Source organism: Listeria farberi (assembly GCF_014229295.1).
GTDB lineage: Bacteria > Bacillota > Bacilli > Lactobacillales > Listeriaceae > Listeria > Listeria farberi.
Window position 1 is genome coordinate 1110980 of the sequence record NZ_JAARZL010000001.1, and the last position, 21350, is coordinate 1132329.

The window sequence follows — 21350 nt, forward strand, 5'->3', positions numbered from 1 at the left end:
AAATAGGGTGGATTGTTTACAACGCCCCTATTTTTGCGTATAGTAGTAAATATAATTTGTAATGAAAGCAGGGAATTTTTTGAGCTTCCAAGAACAATATGTCTTCTGGCGCCTAACTAACTATTTCTTGGGTGTGGAAAAATACCGTTTAATCCATCTTCATGAGGAAAAACAAGAACTTTGGTTAGAAAATATCAGCCAGAAAAAAAGACCAGTTATCCGTATTCAAATGAAAGAATTAAGTTGGGTAAATGTAGTGGAACGTGATGTGACACATACATTACATGTAACTGAAAACCTTCGCAAGCAAATGGGACGCTTAAAATTGCCTCTTATTAATATTTATATAACTCCATTTGAGCCCATGGGTGATATTTCGCCTTTTTTTGGACAAACCATTACGTCACCAAACGAAAAAGTGAAATTAGAAAATATATTACTTGCAAACGAACAAATGCAGGAGCACCTAGAATTACTAATTAAAAAATTAGATATACCAGAAGAAACATTTATCCTTTCAAACGAAATAACAAAAGAGATGGTAGCAAAAGAACGCGAGCAAGTAATCACTTATATTACTGCTAAAGTTAATGAAGAACAAAAAGTAGCTAGAAATTCTAAGCCAATTGTCACATATTCGTTCATTGGGCTTATTGTTGCGGCATTCCTTTGGGTGACCTTACAAGGTGGTTCAACCGATACTTTTAACTTAATTAAATGGGGTGGAAAATTCAACCCTCTTATTTATGCTGGTGAATGGTGGCGCTTTATTTCGCCTATTTTTCTTCATAGTGGTCTAATCCACCTTGCATCAAACGCAGTAATGCTCTATATTGTTGGTGCATGGGCAGAGCGTATTTATGGTAAATGGCGATATATTCTTATACTACTTTTAGGTGGTATTTGTGGTAATATAGCGAGTTTTACGTTAAATATGAATTTATCTGTTGGAGCTAGCACGGCAGTTTTTGCTGTAATGGGTGCATTACTATATTTAGTTGTATTAAAGCCAAATCTTTATGCAAAAACAATTGGAACAAGCATTGCTTCCTTAGTAGCGATTAATTTATTAATAGATGTCTTTTCTACACAAATTGACATTGCTGGGCACATTGGAGGCTTAGTTGGCGGATTTTTACTTGCAGGAGCATTATCGCTTCCGAAACAATTTTTCCATTGGCGTAGACTTGCATATGGAGTTTCGCTTGTTGCAATAACTATTCTCTTTTTATATTTTGGTTTCCAAAAAGGAGAACAACCTTATGATCCCATGCCAGCCAATATAGCAGTTCAACAATATTTGCAAGATCATAACAAAAAAGAAGCTACAAAAATTATAGATAATTTAATCGAAAGCGGAAGTGCTGATGGCTATTCTTATACTTATGCATCGTCTATTGCTTTACAAAATAAGCAAATAGATAAAGCAGAAGATATGGCGAATGAAGCAATTAGTCTGGATAAAGATATCCCAGAAGCTCATTATTATTTATCTTTTTGTTATAGAATACAAGGTAATATAGAGGGCGCCCTTAAAGAAGCCGATACTGCTAAACAATTATCCAGTAATACGTTTTTTGATTCTTATTATGATGAGTTACAAAAAAGCAAAGAATAAGAGGTTTTTAATGTGAAAACAGTTTATGATGTTGCTCAATTACTACGAAAGCATGGCATAATTGTTTATTTAGGAAAGCGACAATATGATATCGAAATGATGGAATACGAAGTCACAGAACTTTTTAAGCATAATATTTTAGATAGAGAAGTTTTTGCTAGAGCTCGAAGTATATTGAAACAAGAATTAATCAAAGAACAACGAAAAAATAGTAGTTTAAATTAAATTGATTATAAGGAGAACAGCAGAATGAACAAAAAATTAATTGGTGTAGATCTAGGCGGGACAACTGCAAAATTAGCTATTTTAACAAAAGACGGTGACATTGAAGAAAAATGGACTATTGATACAAATATTGAGAATAAAGGTGCCCATATTGTGAAAGATATTGGTGATTCTATTAATCAAAAGTTAACTGATTTACAGCTAGATAATGACATTTTTTATGGTATCGGAATGGGAACTCCTGGAACAGTGAATTATGAAACAGGAACAGTTAAAGGTGCATATAATCTTGGCTGGGCAGAAGAACAAAACGTTAGCGAAGACTTGGAAAAAATTACTGGTTTAAAAATAGAATTAGATAATGATGCGAATGTTGCAGCATTAGGTGAACGCTGGAAAGGTGCTGGTGAAGGTGGTGCGAATGTTGTGTTCGTAACACTTGGAACAGGTGTCGGTGGCGGAATTTTTGCAGAGGGTAAGATTCTGCACGGAATTCGTGGCGCAGCAGGCGAAATTGGTCACGTGACAGTTGTCCCCGAGAATGGCTATGATTGTACTTGTGGTAAAAAAGGATGTTTAGAAACCGTAGCTTCTGCAACTGGTATTGTACGCGTAGCAAAAGATTTGGCAAAAGAATTCACTGGCGAATCATCGCTTAAGGAAGCTATCGACAAACAAGTTACTATTACTTCTAAGTTGATTTTTGAATTGGGTGCTGAAAATGATAAATTAGCTAATGAAACGATTGATAAAATTTCTTTCTACTTAGCCCTAGCACTTAGTCATATAGGTAATATGCTAAATCCCGAAAAAATTATTATTGGCGGGGGAGTTTCGGCTGCAGGAGATCAACTTTTAACACCTGTCAGAAATTATTTTGAAACTATGGTATTTCCAGCAGTTAAAGAATCTACTAAATTATCTATCGCGACAAAAGGGAATGACGCTGGGATAATAGGTGCTGCTTGGTTAGCATTACCAGTTGAAGATTAATACTTTTCATAAGCTACAATAACACTCCATTATTGTAGCTTATCTTACTTAAGATGATCTTTCTATCACGCATTGTTTTAGCTTCCTATGAAAAGGGTAAAATTTTAGCATAGAGAGATTGGAGGCCAGAGATGAAAAAATCAAATGCTTTTTTGCTAATTACCTTGTTAATGGGCTTGGTTTTTATCTCTTTTGGTTGCTCGGAGGAAAAAGAAACGCCAAAAAAGACTGCAAAAGAAGTTCAGGGTGTTCAAATTAAAACGAAAGAATTTCAACGTGTCGTTGGTTGGTTGTCAAAAGATGCTGTTTTGTTACAAACAAAAAAACATGGCACAACTTACTTTGAAGAATTAAATATTTATAATGAAAAAAAACGGGCTATCTTTAATACAAAAGAATCTATTTCAGAAGTCCAAATTAGTCCGGATTATCGAAACATATTGCTTTATTCTGCTGAATCAGATAAAAAAGCAACTATGCGAATCATTGCATTAAATGATGGTTCCATACTAGCGTCTAGAGATACTAAACCATTAACAACCACTTTTTATTGGAATAATGAATCGCCTGAAAAAATAATGTTTGTAACTTATAGTCCTCAGTGGAATTTTCATATTGAGAATTGGGATTACACGACTAATCAAGTTGATAATGTAGATGTAATATCTCCTTTTATTTCTTGGTATGGTGATAATTTGATTATTTCAAATAATAAAGATAAACCAGATGATGAATTAGGAAACTTATATTTACAAGATATTAGAGATAAAGCTACTAAAAGCTTAATTGTTGCTAATATAATGCAATTTGCTGTACATGATAATGTTTTACTTACGATTGAGAAATCTTCGAATGAAAAATTATTGTATGTTTTTAGGACAATAGGTTTTCAAAATTTTTTCTCTTATGAAGCAGCAAGAGAGTATGATGAATTAGGAACTTTTATCCCTTATTTTGATACAAATTTCGATAAAAATACTTTTTTAACCTTCGTGCCTTATAAAAGTCAAAAAATTAGCAGTGGCCCCCATGAATATAAATTAGTAAAAGTTGATCCAACAAACAAAAAGGAGACTACTGTATTAGAATTAACGGATAATCAACCTATTTTATCTTATGAAACGGGTGATTTAGTTCTCTATGGTTATTTGTTTGATAAGGTTATTGATACAAAAACAGGTAAAATGTATAATTTAATTAATACACCAACTAAAACTTTTTAATCAACGAATTCATGCTTATGGATTCGTTGTTTTTGTGAGCGTGTAACCATTTTCTAAAGTAATGTTGCAAGTAAAAGTAGATAAAGCTTCGTTAGTAGATTGACATCTTATTATTGAGTTACCATACTTTATGCTAAATTGGCTTGCTAGTTTCGAATCATTCTTTGCTACTAACAAAGCTAAATTCAATTCTGCAGATGCTAAATAATAGTTCTGAAGTTGTTTTTCATATTGAATTTGAGTTTTAAAAATTGAGGTACTGCCTGTAACAATTAAAATCGTAATAAAGGCTATGAAAAGTGTAAAGGGTAGCGTGAATCCATTGTGTTTCATTAAAACTCATTCACTTTCGTTAAAGGGAATTTTGAAGTATAAAACTTATTATTGGAAAACTCAACTTTTAAAGTAAGTTGAGTTTCCTCCTCCATAATTTGCCAATTAGTTACTTTGTACAGTAGAGGCTCATGTCCTTTACCATTTACTTGTCGTCGTAGCATATTATTGTATTTTGAATAAGTAACAAGGTTATCATTTATTTTGAAAGATAGTTTTTCCGGATTTACTTGCATATTTGTAGCTTTTTCTAGTTCTAAACGAGTTTGCATCAAAAATAACTGCCATTCACTCGTTTGATCAAGATTACTAAGCTCGATAGTTTTATGATAACATTCAAAAAATAAAGGAATAAGAGAACTAATACTTAAAACGATAATAATCGATAGTATAGTTTCCAGTAAGGTGAAGGCAGATGAGCTCTTTCTATAACGTACATTTTTCGGTTTTATTTTTTTTTGCACAAATTTGGACACCTCCTTGATAATAAAAACTTTTTACTTGTCCATCGTTAAAAAGAATTGGAACACTTCTATAACGTAATAGCTCACTATGCTCAAAGATTTGCTGATATAGTTGACTAGTTTCTTTCTGTTGATCAAGCTTTTGAAAAATAGTCATAGAAATAGGTAATAAAAAACTACAAACAAGGGAGAAAAGTAATAAAGAAACTATACTTTCTACTAACGAAAATCCATTAATCTTGTTCAATCCGAAAACGTCCTTTCCCAATTTGGAATACAAGCTTATAACTTCTATTTAAGCCTGAAAAATGAATTGTAGAAAAACGATTGATAGTTCCATCTAGGTGCGAAAAACGATAATTTTCAACTTTTGTGTGTTGTAAATTTAATGTATCACCAAATGGAATAGTGGTAACCGGTTGTTTGTTTGAACTTGCAAGGAATTGATTTTCAACAGGAATAAAGGAAATAATTGTATCTTGATTAGATGTTATTGCATTTATTTGGCTAAGATAAATAGCGGCTTTTATTTCTTCTAACAATTGTCTTTCTGCAAGTCCAGAGATAGTGGTTGAAATTGGATAAATAGTTAGAGTTATCATAGTTAAGCTAATGGATAAGACTAGTAACATTTCTAATAAGGTAAAGGCATTCTTTTTCATTTATTCTCAGAAACGTTGCCTGAACTATCTATCTTAATACTATTTCCGTTTGGGCAAGATTTTTGAGTTGATTTCAAATAACCACCATTAACTAAGTCACTTACTGAAGGAATCGAATTCTTATCTAATTGATATGATTGAACTTGTCCCTGAACCATCGAAATAAAAGCCTCACAACCTTTATTATTAATAGACTTACTCTGTGTGACGATGTTAGGAATGGTTAGAAGTAACAATACACTGACAACTAATAAAACAATAAGCATTTCTACTAAAGTAAACCCTCGATCATCTTTCCAATCTATTTTAATTTTATACATTAAAACTCCTCCTCTAAATTTGATTTACCATAGAAAACATTGGATACAAGATAGATAAATAAATAGATATGATTAAAATGCCGATAATTATAAAAATAATCGGTTGGATAAATGAAAATAATTTTTCTGTTTTTTGGAGTACTTTTTGATGGCATAGCTGATAATAGAATAAAAACTCTTCTGCTAAATTACCATTTTTCTCACCATGTAAGGCAATGTAATATAGTTCGTTTTCAAAAATAGGCATTTTTTCTAATGCATCTGTTAAAGGTAAGCCAGCTTCAAGTGAAGGAATAATATGTTTTGCTATAGAACGGAAGAAAGCAGGAGAATCCTCTTGAGCAAATAATTGTATAATATGTGTAATAGAAAGGCCGCTTTTTAATAGGTAACCTATTTCGCGTGAAAAATATTGAGAATAATGAATCTTTACAAACTGCTTAATATAAGGAATACGACAATAAAAACAGGCTTGTTCATATGCTGATTTTTTATTTTGTTTTCGAATAATAAAACCTACTAATAGAAAAAGAGAGAGCAAAATAGCACCTAATAGAATGGGGACTTTTTCAAGTAAAAAATAAGTGAAACTGGTTCCAAGAGATCCGTTACTAGCGAGTTGTGAAAATAAAAGTTCGAATTTGGGTAAAAGGAATATCCGAAGTAAGAAAAATACTACGATAACTGTTGCAAATAAAACGAGAGGATATTGAAATGTTTTCATTAAGGCGTTTTTTTCTTCGGCTTTTCTTTTCATATGAATGCCAGTTTCTCGGATTGTTTGAATAAAAAAACCATGATTACTAGCATAATGAAGCTGTGAGCAAATAAACTCTGGAAACTTACTTTGTTGAAGAGCAAAAGAAAAAGAATTGCCAATTGCAAGAGAAGCGATAATTTCTCTATATCTCTCGCTATGTTTAGGCGTTGTGATACTTAAATAACTAATTGCAGACTCAAGTGAAAAACCTTTTTCAAGTAAAATAGCAATTCTTATTAAAAATTCACCATCATCTTTCCAATTAATCCGGTGGAAAAAAGCCATAGATAACCCCTTTCTGATAAATTTCGTCTAATGTATATTGAGGTTTGTTTTGTTGATAATTTGAGTCAAAATAATTTCGTATATCATTTTTTGTAATCATTTCATAGATGGCTGTTCTTTTTCTTTTTAAATGGCTACAATATGGATGACATTTTGAACCACAATAGACACAATATAAATGAGATAATTTTTGGAAACTTATACCAAGCAAACATTGAGCTAATTCTTCTTTGCTAACACCAAACTCAAGTAATCTCAGTAAAACTCCATAACTATCGCCAGCATGAACTGTACTAAATACTAAATGACCTGTTAATGCAGCTCTTACTACTATTTTTGCTGTTTCTAAGTCGCGAATTTCTCCTACAATAAGGATATCGGGATCGTGACGCAGAATGGAACGAATGATAGGGGCATATGTGATGTCAGCTTTTTCGTTGATTTCCACTTGAAGAAAACCAGGGGAATAATGTTCAACAGGGTCTTCTATTGTAATTACTTGAAGTTCAGTTTGCTTTTCTATAGCTGACACTAAACTATACATTGAGCTTGATTTTCCGCTACCAGTACTACCTGAAAAAAGGAATAATCCAGTTTGGTTATTACATAAGTGCAAAATTTGTTTAGTTACCTTAGGAAATAGACAAGACTTTAAAAAAGGGATTGGATATTTATAGCGGAAAATGCGAATTACCATACTTTCATGAAAGTCTTTATTAGGCATAGTAGAAAGTCTTAGAGCTATTTTTTCGGATTTAATTTCTTTCTCATAGCTACCGGATTGAGGTTTGCGTTTCTCGCTTATATCTAGAGCAGCTTGAAATTTAAGAAATGATATTAACTTTTCTCCAGTATCATATGAAAGATAGAGAAGGGGTATCAGTGTCCCATTTACTCTCAGACGAAGCAAATAACGATATTTTAAAGGATGAATATGAATATCACTTGCATTGACTCGAAGCGCTTGAGATGTAATATGATCCATTAGTTTTTGTGGCATAATGACCTCCTTACAAGTTATATTCTACGGTATATTATAAAATTCCTTTGTAGAATTATTTTCACAAAAAACTAAAAAGTGATTTTCTTAGTTGGAAATAGTAGTATTTTAGAAAAAACATTAGTAAAAAATATTTTTAAGCTACCTTTAAGTATAGAAAAAACTTTTTTATTTTTATTAGATTTTCACAATCTTTGTGCGAAAGATAACAAACGTATAATTGGAAAGTGAAAATGAGATAAAGCCCTTACATTCCGAACGAATCTGTTGGATTAAGAATTTTTTAGGAATAAAACTAATTATTTGCCGAACAATACAACTCGTGATAAGCTATAGAAAAGGCAAATACATAATAGAATTAGCGGGTGAATGTAAACAGAGAGACTGCGAAAAGCAGCGCCGACGGGGAAAGCATATATTATGTGAAACTCTCAGGCAAAAGGATGTTTACGGGACGCAACTCTGGAGTCATTTTTATGTTACGACAGGGCTTATGAACTTTATAAGCCTTTTTGTTATGTGAAAAAGGAGGATATAATTATGACAGAGTTACTAAAAACACCGATTCACCCTTATTATGCAAAATATGGTGCAAAAACCATTGATTTTGGGGGATGGGATCTGCCAGTGCAATTTGCTGGGATAAAAACAGAACACGAGGCCGTGCGGACGGACGCAGGGTTATTTGATGTGTCTCACATGGGAGAGATTTTGGTGAAAGGGCCTGACAGTGCTTCTTATTTACAATATTTGTTATCAAATGATATTGAAAAAATAAAAGTTGGTAAAGCCCAATATAATATTATGTGCTATGAAACAGGGGGAACAGTGGACGATTTAGTGGTTTACAAAAAATCAGAAACAGAATACATACTTGTTGTGAACGCAGCAAACACAGATAAAGATTTTGAGTGGATGGTAAAAAATATACGCGGTGATGTCTCAGTTACTAATGTATCTTCGGAATATGCTCAATTAGCTCTGCAAGGGCCAAATGCTGAAAAAATTCTCTCTAAGCTAACAGATGTAGATTTAAGCTCCATCAGCTTCTTCGGATTTGTTTTGGATGCGAATATAGCTGGTGTGAAAACAATTATTTCAAGAAGTGGATATACTGGAGAAGATGGATTTGAGATTTATATGCCAAGCGCTGATGCAGGAAAAGTATTTGAAACAATTTTGGCGGAAGGTGTCGCTCCAATTGGTTTAGGTGCACGTGATACTTTGCGATTAGAAGCTGTACTTGCGCTTTATGGACAAGAATTGAGCAAAGATATTACTCCACTCGAAGCTGGCCTCAATTTTGCTGTTAAATTGAAAAAAGAAGCAAATTTTATAGGTAAAGAAGCTCTAATTAAACAAAAAGAAGCAGGATTGAAAAGAAAACTAGTTGGCATTGAATTAATCGAACGAGGTATTCCGCGTCACGATTATCCAGTATTTTTAAATGAGGAAGAAATCGGGGTAGTTACTTCTGGGACGCAATCACCAACACTTGGAACGAATATTGGTCTCGCTTTAATTGATACAGCTTACACAGAATTAGGTCAAGAAGTAGAAGTGGGCATAAGAAATAAAAAAGTAAAAGCAAAAATAGTACCAACACCATTTTATAAACGCGCGAAGTAAAAAGGAGGAAATAATATGGCGAAACATCGTTATTTACCAATGACGGAACAAGATGAAAAGGAAATGCTTGATGTAATAGGGGTTAAGTCAATTGATGACTTATTTCAAGATATTCCAGAAAAAATTAGATTTAAACGAGATTATGATTTAAAACCTGCAAAATCAGAACCTGCACTTTTACGTGAATTATCGAAACTCGCTTCTAAAAATGCCAATACAGCAGACTATGCCTCTTTCTTAGGAGCGGGGGTCTATAGTCATTACATTCCAACAGTTGTGGATCACGTTATTTCTCGTTCAGAATTTTATACAGCATATACGCCTTATCAGCCAGAAATTTCGCAGGGTGAATTGCAAGCAATCTTTGAATTCCAAACAATGATTGCAGAACTTACTGGAATGGATTTAGCGAACTCATCAATGTACGATGGGGGAACAGCTCTTGCGGAAGCGGCTATGCTAGCAAGCGGGCATACAAAACGAAAAAAAATTCTCATTTCTGGAGCAGTTCATCCAGAGAGCAGCAATGTTTTAAAAACATATGCAACTGGCCAACACATTGAAGTAGAAGTTATTCCAGAGCTAGATGGCAAAACAGACATCGAGGCACTAAAAAAAGCTCTTTCAGATGATATCGCAGGTTTTGTTGTACAATATCCAAATTTTTATGGTCAAGTGGAACCTTTGGCAGAACTTGAAAAATTAGTGCATGAAAATAATTCTTTATTACTTGTTTCAAGCAATCCGCTATCCCTTGGTTTGTTAACTCCACCAGGAGAATTTGGTGCAGATATTGTTGTAGGTGATTCACAAGTATTTGGTATTCCAGAATCATTTGGTGGACCGCATTGTGGATTCTTTGCAGTAACAAATAAATTAATGCGTAAAGTTCCTGGACGTTTAGTTGGGGAAACTGTGGATGAAAATGGGAAGCGTGGTTACGTATTGACATTACAAGCGCGCGAACAACATATTCGCCGTGACAAAGCGACTTCTAATATTTGCTCTAACCAAGCTTTGAATGCTTTAGCTTCTTCTGTCGCAATGGCTACACTTGGAAAAACAGGCCTTGTAGAAATGGCAAAACAAAATCTAGATAAATCTCATTATGCAAAACAAAAATTCCGCGAAAATGGCTTTGAAGTTCTATTTTCAGATGGCTTTTTCAATGAATTTGTAGTAAAGCTTTCGAAACCAATCAAAGAAGTGAACGAATCGCTTTTAGATGAGGGGATTATTGGTGGATATGACCTTGGTTTTTATGAAAAAAAATACGAAAATCATATGCTTGTAGCAGTGACAGAAATGCGTACAAAAGAGGAAATTGATGCCTTTGTGGCGAGCTTGGAGGGTGCAAAATGAATTTAGAAGAAACGATGCCATTAGTGTTTGAACGCTCTATTCCGGGTAGAATTGGCTTTAGTTTGCCAGAAAGCGATGTTCCAGAAACAAATGCCAGTAATTATTTTGATCAAGCATATATTCGTTCTGAACCAGCAGATTTGCCTGAACTGAGTGAGCTTGAAATCATGCGCCATTATACTAATTTATCCAATCATAACTTTGGTGTGGATTCTGGTTTTTATCCGCTTGGCTCTTGTACGATGAAATATAACCCCAAAATCAATGAAAAAGTTGCACGTTTTCCTGGTTTTGCTAATATCCATCCAAACCAGCCAGAAAGCTCTGTCCAAGGTGCACTAGAACTACTGTACGATTTACAAACAAGCTTAGTGGAAATTACAGGAATGGATGAAGTGACGTTACAACCAGCCGCTGGAGCACACGGTGAATGGACTGGATTAATGCTTATTCGTGCATTCCATGAAAAAAATGGTGATACAAAACGTACTAAAGTTATCATTCCTGACTCCGCACATGGGACAAACCCTGCATCAGCAGCGGTTGCAGGCTTTGATGTGGTAACAGTGAAATCAAATGAAAAAGGTCTTGTTGATGTAGCTGATTTGAAAAAAGTTGTTGGAGAAGATACAGCCGCGCTAATGCTCACAAACCCAAATACACTTGGTCTTTTTGAAAAAGATATTGTCGAAATGGCGGAAATTGTTCATGAAGCTGGTGGGAAGTTGTACTATGATGGTGCCAACTTAAATGCTATTATGGCGAAAGTTCGACCAGGAGACATGGGCTTTGATGTTGTTCATTTAAATTTACACAAAACATTTACTGGTCCTCACGGTGGTGGTGGCCCTGGTTCTGGTCCGATTGGCGTGAAAAAGGAATTAATACCATTCTTACCAACACCAGTCCTTACGAAAAAAGGAGATATTTACACATTTGATTACAATTATCCTGATTCTATTGGACGCGTGAAACCTTATTATGGTAACTTTGGTATTAATGTTCGAGCATATACGTATATTCGTACAATGGGACCAGACGGCTTGAAATTGGTGACAGAATATGCCGTTTTAAATGCTAACTATATGATGCGTAAACTGCAAGAAGCCTATGATTTACCATTTGACCAAGTATGTAAACACGAATTTGTTTTAAGTGGTAATAGACAGAAGAAACTTGGTGTAAGAACCGTTGATATTGCAAAACGGTTACTAGATCATAATTTCCATCCGCCAACTGTTTATTTCCCGTTAATTGTAGGCGAAGCAATCATGATTGAACCGACAGAAACAGAATCTAAAGAAACATTAGATTCTTTCATCGATACAATGTTGAAAATTGCTAAAGAAGCAGAAGAAAACCCTGAAATCGTTCAAGAAGCGCCGCATAGCACCTATGTAAAACGACTAGATGAAACACGGGCTGCTAGAAAACCGATTTTACGTTATCAAAAAGAAGTATAAAAAGAAGCCTTGCTGCGAAGTTTCGTAGCAAGGCTTCTTTTTCTTATTTAGACTTAGTTTTTCCTGTCCATTTACGATAGCCACCTTTAAGTTGATACACTTGTTTGTATCCACGTTTATAAAGCATAATTGCTGCACGGTTACTACGTTGTGCTGTTTGGCAATATAAGTAAACGGGTAAATCTTGGCGAATTTCTGTTGTACGGTTTTTCATTTGGGTAACTGGAATATTTCTAGCTCCAAGAATATGTCCAGCATCGAATTCATTTGGCTCGCGAACATCAATTAATTGTGCTTTACGATAACCTTTTTTAAATTCTTCTTCTGTTAAAACTTTTAGTGCTTTACGTCGCATTACAAACTGGTAAATTTCGTATCCTAAAAGAATAACCAGAATGATAATTGCTATAATCCAACTAATCAATTGTGTAAACCCCTTTCATCCTGAAAACTGCTTTTTTAAAGCATCCTTTTCTATTATAACTTATTTTTTGCCACCATCAATCACTTTGAAAGAAGATTTTCGTTTTTTCTTCATTTTTTTCTTCGGATCATGTAAATTTTTTGATTGTTTCACTGCTTTTTGGTAATTACTGTCTGTTTTTCTATTTGTGAAAAGCCGCAGTAGGAGGGTAAAAATAACCGTTCCAATTAAAACGGAAATAATTAAGACAAAAAATGATTGAAAGCCATCCATTAAAAGCCCAATACCAACAAGTGCAAGTAAAAAAATAACAATGAGGGGATACTTCTTCAAATTAATCCACTCCTATTCTAAAAGTTCCAGATTCTCCGGTTCAGCTGCATCTGCTGGTGCGCCTTCTTTTTCAACGCGTAGAAGTTCATTAAAGGATGCTATAGCAACCTCCACTTGATCATCAGACGGTTCTTTGGTTGTAAGTAGTTGTAGCCATAACCCTGGTACACCTAAATATTTAAGGATAGGGATATTTCGGCATTTATTAGTTAATTGAAGTACTTCAAATGCTACGCCAAGTACGACTGGAATAAGTAAAATTCGGTCGACCACACGGAGCCAAAGAGGATCAGTTGGTACTAACAAATAAATAAACATCCCAACAATAACCGTAAATAAAATAAAACTACTACCGCAACGATAATGAAGTCGTGATTGTTTTTGTACATTTTCAACTGTTAAAGGTAAATTTTCTTCATAGCAATTAATCACCTTATGCTCAGAACCATGATATTGAAAAACTCGTTTAATAATCGGAGTCTGAGAAACAGCGAAAATATAGGTTAATAGAAGAATTAATTTGAAAAAGCTTTCTAAAAATACTTGGGCAGTGTCGCCTGGAACAATTGGACGGAATAATTCCGCTAAGAACACAGGGATAAGCGTCATAACAAATTTAGCAAAAACAAAAGATAAAATACCGATGACGGCAACACCAAGCCACATTGCGACTTTTGATTCTTTCTTTTCAATTTTTTCTTCTTCCACTGGATTATTTGGATCTTCGTCGTACCGGTCAGTAGCGAACGCAAGGTGTTTGGAACCGATAGCGCTAGATTCAATTAATGCAACAATCCCTCTTAAAAAAGGGATTTTCTTCATACGCATAACCCAAACTGGACTATTTTTTTCTAAATAAAAATATTCTAATGAACCATCTATACGTCTAACTGCTGTTACGGTCTGTTTTCTGCCGCCAAACATAACACCTTCAACTACAGCTTGACCACCATAAGATGGTACGTTTTGTTTGCTCAAAGTTTTCACCAGCCTATTCATGTTTACTAATATGTTATTTTACGCTAAAAATAGTTTTTCGTATAGCGCTAAACGCCTAAAAAAAGTTATTTTTTCTAAATTGTGATAAAATAGTTTCGAACGCGTTTAATAAAGCGATTTTTGCACGCCTAAAATTTGATAAAAGTGGGGGAATAAAAATGTCTAAATTAACTAAAATTCAAGAAACACTGGGCAAGGAAAAGATAGAAGCAGTCCTTGTCACAAGTGAGTTTAATAGAAGGTATGTTTCGGGGTTCACTGGAACTAGTGGTGTGGCTTTAATTTTACCAGACAAGGCTTATTTTGTAACAGATTTTAGATATACAGAACAAGCAGCGAAACAAGCAGAAGGATATGAAATCATACAACATACTGGTCCGATTTTTGATGCAGTAGAAGATTTATTAATTAAAAACGACACAAAAACACTGCATTTTGAAGCGGATTATGTGACTGTATCCGAGTTTAAACAAATGGAGCACGTATTTAACCGTCAGTTAATCCCGCTTACGGGTTTCTTTGAAGAAATGCGTAAAGTGAAAACAGCAAGTGAACTTAAAGCAATACGCACAGCATGTGATATCGCTGACGCAGCTTTTGCACATATCATTCAATTTATTAAACCAGGCATGGCTGAAATCGAAGTATCTAATGAACTAGAATTCTTTATGAGACGTGCTGGAGCTACCTCATCATCGTTTGATACAATCGTTGCGTCCGGAGTTCGTTCGGCTTTACCACACGGCGTCGCTTCTGATAAAAAAATTGAAGTTGGCGATTTCGTCACAATGGATTACGGTTGTTATTATGATGGTTATTGTTCGGATATGACAAGAACAATCGCGGTCGGTGAACCTGCAGAAAAATTAAAAGAAATTTACCAAATCACTTTAGATGCTCAATTAAAAGTAATTGATAGCTTAAAACCGGGCATGACTGGGATTGAAGCAGATGCTATTGCACGTGATTATATTTCTTCCTTTGGATATGGTGATGCATTTGGACATTCTTTAGGACATGGAATTGGACTTGAAATTCACGAAGGACCAAATCTATCCTTTAAGAGCCCTCAAAAACTGGAAGTCGGACATGTTGTGACAGATGAACCAGGAATTTATTTACCAGGAATCGGTGGCGTTAGAATTGAAGATGATCTATTAATTACTGAAACAGGTAACGAGATTCTAATTCATTCACCAAAAGAATTGATTATTTTATAAAATTTCTTTGTAACTTTGTGTGTTTTATGGTTAAATAAGGAAGAATGAGCAGTTTTAATATGCTCCAAATAAAGATACTTTGCAAATTACAGGAGGAAAAACATGATTTCAGTAAATGACTTTAAAACAGGGTTAACAATAGAAGTAGATAACGGTATTTGGCGCGTGCTAGATTTCCAACATGTAAAACCTGGAAAAGGAGCAGCATTCGTTCGTTCCAAATTACGTAACCTTCGTACAGGAGCAATCCAAGAAAAAACATTCCGTGGTGGGGAAAAAGTAGCAAAAGCGCAAATCGACAATCGCAAAATGGCCTATTTGTACGCAGATGGCACAAATCATGTATTCATGGATAATGAGTCTTATGAACAAATTGAGCTTCCGGAAGACCAAATTGCTCATGAGCTTAAATTCTTAAAAGAAAATATGGAAATTAATATTATCATGTACCAAGGTGAAACAATCGGTATTGATTTACCCAACACAGTAGAATTAGTTGTTACTGCAACTGATCCTGGAATTAAAGGTGATACTTCTTCAGGCGGTTCTAAACCAGCCACTCTTGAAACTGGTCTTGTTGTACAAGTACCATTTTTCGTTAATGAAGGAGACAAACTAGTTATTAATACAACCGAAGCAGCGTATGTTTCTCGGGCGTAAGCAAGAATCGTTTACTACAGCTGGAGTTAATTCTTCAGCTGTTTTTCTATTCCTCAGCGCTTCCGGTACACCTTTTGAATAAAAAGTATGGTACAATAAGGACAATGCGTGATTCATGCAATTTTTTATTTTTAGTATTATTAAGGAGTGTAAAAGGTATGTTATCAATAGATGAAATTAAACAGCTAATTGAGCTGATTGACGAGTCAACCCTAGATGAATTTGAGTTAGAAACGAAAGATAGTAAGATTTTGCTTAAAAAGAATAAAACGGTTGTTGCAGCAGCTGTCCAAGAAGCTCCAATTGCTGCCACACAAACACCAGCTCAAGCAGCGCCGGTAGCTCAAGCAGTTGCTCCTCAAGCTGAGGCAAGTGCAGCGGAAGATGCGAGCTTAGAAGTAATTACATCTCCAATGGTCGGGACTTTTTATGCATCCGCTTCACCAGAAGATGCTAATTTTGTTAGCGTTGGGTCTAAAGTATCCGCGCAGTCCGTTGTATGTATTGTAGAGGCAATGAAATTATTCAACGAAATCACTGCTGATATCGACGGGGAAATCGCAGAAATTCTTGTTTCAAGTGGCGAATTAGTCGAATTTGGACAACCACTTTTCAAAGTTAGAAAAAAATAAGGGGTCGAAAAACATGATTAAAAAAGTACTGGTAGCGAACCGTGGTGAAATCGCTGTCCGTATCATTCGCGCTGCAAAAGAACTTGGAGTGGAGACAGTGGCGATTTATTCGGAAGCAGATAAAGAAGCGCTACATATTCAGCTGGCGGATGAAGCTTATTGTGTAGGTCCTGCGGCGACAAAAGATAGTTATTTAAATATGTCCAATATTATTAGCCTTGCTGTTTTAACGAACTGTGATGCTATTCATCCTGGCTATGGTTTCTTAGCCGAAAATGCAGATTTCGCTGAGTTATGCGAAGACTGTAATATTACGTTTATCGGGCCAAGCGCTTCCGCTATTTCGCAAATGGGGACAAAAGACGTTGCCCGCGAAACTATGCGTAAGGCTGGTGTTCCAATCGTTCCTGGTTCACAAGGAATCGTTGCTGATGTGGAAGATGGTAAAAAAATTGCTAAAAAAATCGGTTATCCTGTAATCATCAAAGCAACAGCAGGTGGTGGCGGTAAAGGTATTCGTGTAGCAGAAAATGAAGAGAAACTAATCTCTGGAATACAAACTACCCAACAAGAAGCAGAAGCAGCATTTGGAGATCCAGGTGTTTATCTTGAGAAATACATTCAAGATTTCCGTCATGTAGAAATTCAAGTGCTTGCTGATAACCATGGTAACGTGATTCATTTGGGAGAACGTGATTGTAGTATTCAACGTCGCTTGCAAAAGCTAATTGAAGAATCACCTTCACCTGCCATTGATGAAAAAACACGCCAAAAAATGGGTAAAGCGGCTGTCAAAGCTGCCAAAGCCGTGAATTATTCTGGCGCAGGTACCATTGAATTTATTTATGATCATCACGAAAATAATTTCTACTTTATGGAAATGAATACTCGTATCCAAGTAGAACACCCCGTAACGGAACTTGTTACCGGAGTTGATTTAGTTAAACAACAATTTTTAGTGGCTTCCGGGGAAGAACTACAAATTAAACAAGCAGATGTGAAATTAACAGGTTGGGCGATGGAGTGTCGGATTAACGCTGAAAATCCTGAGAAAAACTTTATGCCAGCTCCCGGAGAAATTAAATTTTACCTTCCTCCAGGTGGTTTAGGTGTTCGAATTGACTCGGCAGCGTATCCAAACTACAAAATTCCACCATTTTATGATTCAATGATTGCCAAAGTAATTTGTTATGCAGAAACACGTGAAGAAGTTATTCAAAAAATGAAACGAGCATTGTCCGAGTTTGCAATTGACGGCATTCCTTCGACAATTCCATTCCATTTACGTGTATTAGATAATGACGTATTTTTATCGGGCGACTTCAACACAAAATTCTTGGAGCAAAATGATGTAATGAATCTTTCTAAGGAGGGCTAAATAATGGCTTATACAAAAGATTTACGTAAACAAAATGATGCGCCGCTCGGCAAAATTGAGATTGCGCCTGAAGTAATTGGCGTAATTGCAGGTCTTGCTGCAAGTGAAATCGAAAATGTTGCTTACATGCAAGGCGGCTTTGCGACAGAAATGCGCGAGAAATTTAGTGGTGCTGTTAACTATCGTAAGGGCGTAAAAGTAGAACTAACTGAAGAAGGTATTCTAATCGAACTTTATTGTTCTGTTCTATTTGGAGCAATTATCCCACTTGTTGCTCAAAATATTCAAGATGTTGTTCGAGATACTATTTTTAATATGACAGGGTTGAATGTTCTTGAAATCAACGTGCATATCGTTGGCGTACAATTTGAAAAAACAGAAACACTTTCCTTCGATGATTTTGAACTATAAAATTCAAGGAACAAAAGGAGCAGCTTTAAAATGAAAAGAAGAGAGGCGCGCGAGAAAGCACTTCAGGCACTATTCCAAATAGAGCTAAACGAAATGTCGCTAGATCAAGCAATCAAAAACATCATGGAAGACGAGCAAGACGACTACATGGAAAATTTAGTAGAAGGTGTTATGGCCAATAAAGCTGAAATTGATGCTATCATTGAGCCTAACTTAGATAATTGGCGTATGGATCGCTTGAGTAAAGTTGATTTATCTTTACTGCGTTTAAGTGTATATGAAATTAAATATTTGGAAGATGTACCAAATAGAGTTAGTTTGAATGAATCTATCGAAATTGCAAAAATTTACAGCGATGAAAAATCAAGTAAATTTATTAATGGCGTACTTGCTAATATTGCACCTGAGGATAAATAAACTTGATTGAGTGCAGGAGAACTCTCTTGCACTCCCTTATTTCGTGATTTTTTAAGAATAATTACGTGGAAAGTATTTTTAAGGGGGCAATACTCATGGGAGAAATTATTGATGGCAAAAAATTAGCGAAAGAAATTCAAGAAAATGTATCAACAGAAGTAGCTGAATTAGTAAAACAAGGTAAGAAACCAGGTCTTGCTGTTGTGCTCGTGGGCGATAATCAAGCATCCCGTACATATGTAAGAAATAAACAAAAAAGAACAGAAGAAGCGGGTATGAAATCCGTTTTAATTGAGCTTCCAGAAAATGTAACAGAAGAAAAATTACTATCTGTTGTAGAAGAACTAAACGAAGATAATACCATTCACGGCATACTCGTGCAGTTACCACTACCAGAACACATTTCAGAAGAAAAAGTAATTGATACTATTAGCTATGATAAAGATGTGGACGGTTTCCACCCGGTAAATGTAGGCAATTTATTTATCGGAAAAGATTCTTTTGTTCCTTGTACACCAGCAGGAATTATTGAACTAATAAAATCGACCGGCACTCAAATAGAAGGTAAACGCGCTGTCGTTATTGGTAGAAGCAACATCGTAGGTAAACCAGTAGCACAATTATTGTTAAATGAAAACGCGACAGTAACCATTGCGCATAGCCGTACGAAAGATTTACCACAAGTGGCGAAAGAAGCAGATATTCTTGTTGTGGCAACAGGTTTAGCTAAATTTGTGAAAAAAGACTATATCAAGCCTGGTGCGATTGTTATTGATGTAGGTATGGATCGCGACGAAAATAATAAATTATGTGGCGATGTTGACTTTGATGACGTGGTAGAAGAAGCAGGATTTATTACACCAGTTCCAGGTGGCGTTGGTCCGATGACAATCACGATGCTACTTGCGAACACATTAAAAGCAGCAAAACGCATTTGGAAAATGAATTGATTAATTGGATGTGAAATGATGGAGCAAGATAAATATTTGACGGTGGCAGCAATAACCAAATATATTGAGAAAAAGTTTGAAGTGGATCCCTACATGAAGCAAGTTTTTGTGCGCGGTGAAATTTCTAACTTAAAACAACCAGCGAGTGGACACCTATATTTTACGGTAAAAGATGAATTTGCAATGCTTCGTTCTGTCATGTTTCAAAAAGCAGTTCAAAAAATTGGTTTTGTTCCTGAAGATGGTATGAATGTACTTATCACAGGTCGAATTGGTGTTTTTACAAAAGCTGGACGTTATCAGTTTTATGCAGAACACATGGAACCGGATGGTGTTGGAGCTCTATATGTTCAATTAGAGCAATTGAAATCACAATTAGAAAAGGAAGGACTTTTTGCGGAAACGCATAAAAAAGTGCTTCCTTCTTTCCCGTCTAAAGTCGCAGTTGTTACCTCAAAAACTGGTGCAGCTGTACGTGACATATTAACAACGATTCATCGGAGAATGCCTTCTGTGGAGGTGATTGTTTATCCGACAATAGTTCAAGGGGAGAAAGCAGCCCAAAAAATAGTCGAAAACATTGGCCGGATAAATCAGCGGAATGACATTGATGTTATGATTATTGGGCGTGGTGGAGGTTCTCTGGAAGAATTATGGGCATTTAATGAAGAGCCAGTTGTTCGTGCAGTGTATGATTCCGATGTGCCTGTAATTTCTGCAGTAGGTCATGAAACCGATTTTGCGCTAAGTGATTTTTCTGCGGATGTACGAGCTGCAACACCAACTGCCGCAGCTGAACTAGCTGTACCAGACTATCGTGATTTAGAAGAACGACTCGCAGAACGAAAATATCGTTTGCTAGCTGTCACAAGGCAATTACTAGAAAGAAAAGAGCGATTATTAGAGCAACTAAAACAACATTTAATCTTAAATGGTCCAAAACATCAATTAGAACAACAAATGGAACGTACAGATTATTTTGCTGAACGATTAAATAGTGCTTTTTCTAAGCAATTGTTTATTAAACAAACGACTTTCACCCGATTAAATGATCGCCTGCACTACTATCACCCGAACAAAGAAATTGAACTACAAAAAGAACAGATGACTTCACGACTTCAAGCATTAGATAAAGCGATGAAGCAGCTTTTAAAAGACAAACAACAATCTTTCTTCAGGCAAGTAGATGCGTTAGAACATTTAAGTCCTCTTTCTTTATTGAAACGAGGATTTGGTGTAACGTATAAAGAAAATATACTGGTCAAATCGGTACAGGAACTTGAAGTCGGCGATAACATTCAAGTGAAAATGCAAGGTGGACATATAGATGCACTCATTACCGCAAAGGAGGAAGATATAAGTGGCAACTAAAAAGAAAACTTTTGAAGAAGCAATTGCGGAATTAGAAACAATCGTAGAAGCGCTCGAAAATGGTAGTGCCTCACTCGAAGATTCTCTTGATATGTACCAAAAGGGAATCGAACTAACAAAATTATGCCAAGATAAATTACAATCAGCAGAAAAACGAATGGCAAAAGTAGTCACAGATGCAGGAGAAGAAATTCCTTTTGAAGCGGATGGTGAATAAA

26 protein-coding genes and 1 riboswitch are annotated in these 21350 nt (G+C 35.4%); of the genes, 16 read left to right on the forward strand and 10 right to left on the reverse strand.

The window, feature by feature from the left end:
* Positions 1–79 precede the first annotated feature (79 nt).
* From HCB38_RS05575 to HCB38_RS05590, 4 genes are all read left to right on the forward strand, one after another.
* A complete protein-coding gene (locus tag HCB38_RS05575; RefSeq protein ID WP_185318674.1) occupies positions 80–1618 on the forward strand; it encodes a rhomboid family protein in 1539 nt (512 codons plus the stop codon).
* Positions 1619–1630: 12 nt separating this feature from the next.
* Positions 1631–1843: a YqgQ family protein gene (locus HCB38_RS05580; RefSeq protein WP_003762076.1), complete on the forward strand. Its 213-nt coding sequence runs from the start codon at positions 1631–1633 to the stop codon at positions 1841–1843.
* A 24-nt stretch (positions 1844–1867) separates the two neighbouring features.
* A complete protein-coding gene (locus tag HCB38_RS05585) occupies positions 1868–2836 on the forward strand; it encodes an ROK family glucokinase (protein ID WP_185318675.1) in 969 nt (322 codons plus the stop codon).
* Positions 2837–2967: 131 nt separating this feature from the next.
* Positions 2968–4059 carry a YqgU-like beta propeller domain-containing protein gene (locus HCB38_RS05590; RefSeq protein WP_185637800.1) on the forward strand — a complete coding sequence of 364 codons (1092 nt, stop codon included), beginning with the start codon at positions 2968–2970 and terminating at the stop codon, positions 4057–4059.
* A 15-nt stretch (positions 4060–4074) separates the two neighbouring features.
* On the opposite strand, the gene HCB38_RS15080 is transcribed toward HCB38_RS05590, so the two are convergent.
* Genes HCB38_RS15080 through comGA form a run of 7 tightly spaced genes read right to left on the reverse strand, consistent with a single transcriptional unit; the run spans position 4075 to position 7883 of the window.
* Positions 4075–4392, reverse strand: coding sequence for a competence protein ComG (locus HCB38_RS15080; protein ID WP_185323087.1), 318 nt, complete (start codon positions 4390–4392; stop codon positions 4075–4077).
* On the reverse strand, positions 4392–4856 hold the full coding sequence (comGF, locus tag HCB38_RS05595) for a competence type IV pilus minor pilin ComGF (protein ID WP_185637802.1): 465 nt from the start codon (positions 4854–4856) through the stop codon (positions 4392–4394). Before comGF ends, HCB38_RS15080 begins: the two co-directional genes overlap by 1 nt.
* Positions 4819–5103: a competence type IV pilus minor pilin ComGE gene (comGE, locus tag HCB38_RS05600; protein ID WP_185318678.1), complete on the reverse strand. Its 285-nt coding sequence runs from the start codon at positions 5101–5103 to the stop codon at positions 4819–4821. The genes comGF and comGE overlap by 38 nt, the downstream gene beginning before the upstream one ends.
* Positions 5090–5518: a competence type IV pilus minor pilin ComGD gene (gene comGD / locus HCB38_RS05605; protein ID WP_185318679.1), complete on the reverse strand. Its 429-nt coding sequence runs from the start codon at positions 5516–5518 to the stop codon at positions 5090–5092. The genes comGE and comGD overlap by 14 nt, the downstream gene beginning before the upstream one ends.
* On the reverse strand, positions 5515–5838 hold the full coding sequence (gene comGC / locus HCB38_RS05610) for a competence type IV pilus major pilin ComGC (protein WP_185318680.1): 324 nt from the start codon (positions 5836–5838) through the stop codon (positions 5515–5517). The genes comGD and comGC overlap by 4 nt, the downstream gene beginning before the upstream one ends.
* Positions 5839–5851: 13 nt before the next feature.
* Entirely contained in the window at positions 5852–6883 is a 1032-nt protein-coding gene (gene comGB, locus HCB38_RS05615) for a competence type IV pilus assembly protein ComGB (RefSeq protein WP_185637804.1), read from the reverse strand.
* Positions 6861–7883, reverse strand: coding sequence for a competence type IV pilus ATPase ComGA (gene comGA, locus HCB38_RS05620; protein WP_185619474.1), 1023 nt, complete (start codon positions 7881–7883; stop codon positions 6861–6863). Before comGA ends, comGB begins: the two co-directional genes overlap by 23 nt.
* Before the next feature lie 365 nt (positions 7884–8248).
* Positions 8249–8340, forward strand: a riboswitch (glycine riboswitch).
* Between the two features lie 83 nt (positions 8341–8423).
* Between comGA and gcvT the strand changes: the two genes are divergently transcribed.
* From gcvT to gcvPB, 3 genes are read left to right on the forward strand one after another with little or no spacing between them, the layout of a single operon-like run.
* Positions 8424–9512, forward strand: a complete 1089-nt coding sequence (gene gcvT, locus HCB38_RS05625) for a glycine cleavage system aminomethyltransferase GcvT (RefSeq protein ID WP_185619472.1) — start codon at positions 8424–8426, stop codon at positions 9510–9512.
* A 15-nt stretch (positions 9513–9527) separates the two neighbouring features.
* Positions 9528–10874 carry an aminomethyl-transferring glycine dehydrogenase subunit GcvPA gene (gene gcvPA / locus HCB38_RS05630; protein WP_185318684.1) on the forward strand — a complete coding sequence of 449 codons (1347 nt, stop codon included), beginning with the start codon at positions 9528–9530 and terminating at the stop codon, positions 10872–10874.
* Positions 10871–12337, forward strand: coding sequence for an aminomethyl-transferring glycine dehydrogenase subunit GcvPB (gene gcvPB / locus HCB38_RS05635; RefSeq protein WP_185318685.1), 1467 nt, complete (start codon positions 10871–10873; stop codon positions 12335–12337). The genes gcvPA and gcvPB overlap by 4 nt, the downstream gene beginning before the upstream one ends.
* Before the next feature lie 43 nt (positions 12338–12380).
* On the opposite strand, the gene HCB38_RS05640 is transcribed toward gcvPB, so the two are convergent.
* The 3 genes from HCB38_RS05640 to HCB38_RS05650 are packed head-to-tail and all read right to left on the reverse strand — an operon-like array spanning position 12381 to position 14072.
* Positions 12381–12761, reverse strand: coding sequence for a rhodanese-like domain-containing protein (locus HCB38_RS05640; RefSeq protein ID WP_003738872.1), 381 nt, complete (start codon positions 12759–12761; stop codon positions 12381–12383).
* Positions 12762–12821: 60 nt separating this feature from the next.
* The gene (locus HCB38_RS05645; RefSeq protein WP_185318686.1) at positions 12822–13094 is read right to left on the reverse strand and encodes an AC76 family protein; all 273 of its coding nucleotides are present in this window, start codon (positions 13092–13094) and stop codon (positions 12822–12824) included.
* Positions 13095–13106: 12 nt separating this feature from the next.
* On the reverse strand, positions 13107–14072 hold the full coding sequence (locus tag HCB38_RS05650) for a DUF1385 domain-containing protein (RefSeq protein ID WP_185318687.1): 966 nt from the start codon (positions 14070–14072) through the stop codon (positions 13107–13109).
* Between the two features lie 179 nt (positions 14073–14251).
* Between HCB38_RS05650 and HCB38_RS05655 the strand changes: the two genes are divergently transcribed.
* The 9 genes from HCB38_RS05655 (at position 14252) to HCB38_RS05695 (ending at position 21349) form a co-directional block, all read left to right on the forward strand.
* On the forward strand, positions 14252–15313 hold the full coding sequence (locus HCB38_RS05655) for a M24 family metallopeptidase (protein WP_185619468.1): 1062 nt from the start codon (positions 14252–14254) through the stop codon (positions 15311–15313).
* Positions 15314–15415: 102 nt separating this feature from the next.
* Positions 15416–15973: an elongation factor P gene (gene efp, locus HCB38_RS05660; protein ID WP_003722482.1), complete on the forward strand. Its 558-nt coding sequence runs from the start codon at positions 15416–15418 to the stop codon at positions 15971–15973.
* A gap of 158 nt (positions 15974–16131) precedes the next feature.
* On the forward strand, positions 16132–16605 hold the full coding sequence (accB, locus tag HCB38_RS05665; protein ID WP_185637806.1) for an acetyl-CoA carboxylase biotin carboxyl carrier protein: 474 nt from the start codon (positions 16132–16134) through the stop codon (positions 16603–16605).
* A gap of 13 nt (positions 16606–16618) precedes the next feature.
* The gene (accC, locus tag HCB38_RS05670; protein ID WP_185637808.1) at positions 16619–17983 is read left to right on the forward strand and encodes an acetyl-CoA carboxylase biotin carboxylase subunit; all 1365 of its coding nucleotides are present in this window, start codon (positions 16619–16621) and stop codon (positions 17981–17983) included.
* Positions 17984–17986: 3 nt separating this feature from the next.
* A complete protein-coding gene (locus HCB38_RS05675) occupies positions 17987–18394 on the forward strand; it encodes an Asp23/Gls24 family envelope stress response protein (protein ID WP_185318692.1) in 408 nt (135 codons plus the stop codon).
* Positions 18395–18424: 30 nt separating this feature from the next.
* Positions 18425–18811, forward strand: coding sequence for a transcription antitermination factor NusB (nusB, locus tag HCB38_RS05680; protein ID WP_185318693.1), 387 nt, complete (start codon positions 18425–18427; stop codon positions 18809–18811).
* A gap of 95 nt (positions 18812–18906) precedes the next feature.
* Positions 18907–19761: a bifunctional methylenetetrahydrofolate dehydrogenase/methenyltetrahydrofolate cyclohydrolase FolD gene (folD, locus tag HCB38_RS05685; RefSeq protein WP_185318694.1), complete on the forward strand. Its 855-nt coding sequence runs from the start codon at positions 18907–18909 to the stop codon at positions 19759–19761.
* 18 nt (positions 19762–19779) lie between these two features.
* Positions 19780–21132: an exodeoxyribonuclease VII large subunit gene (gene xseA, locus HCB38_RS05690; RefSeq protein WP_185318695.1), complete on the forward strand. Its 1353-nt coding sequence runs from the start codon at positions 19780–19782 to the stop codon at positions 21130–21132.
* The gene (locus HCB38_RS05695; RefSeq protein ID WP_003722489.1) at positions 21122–21349 is read left to right on the forward strand and encodes an exodeoxyribonuclease VII small subunit; all 228 of its coding nucleotides are present in this window, start codon (positions 21122–21124) and stop codon (positions 21347–21349) included. The genes xseA and HCB38_RS05695 overlap by 11 nt, the downstream gene beginning before the upstream one ends.
* The last annotated feature ends 1 nt before the right edge of the window (position 21350 follow it).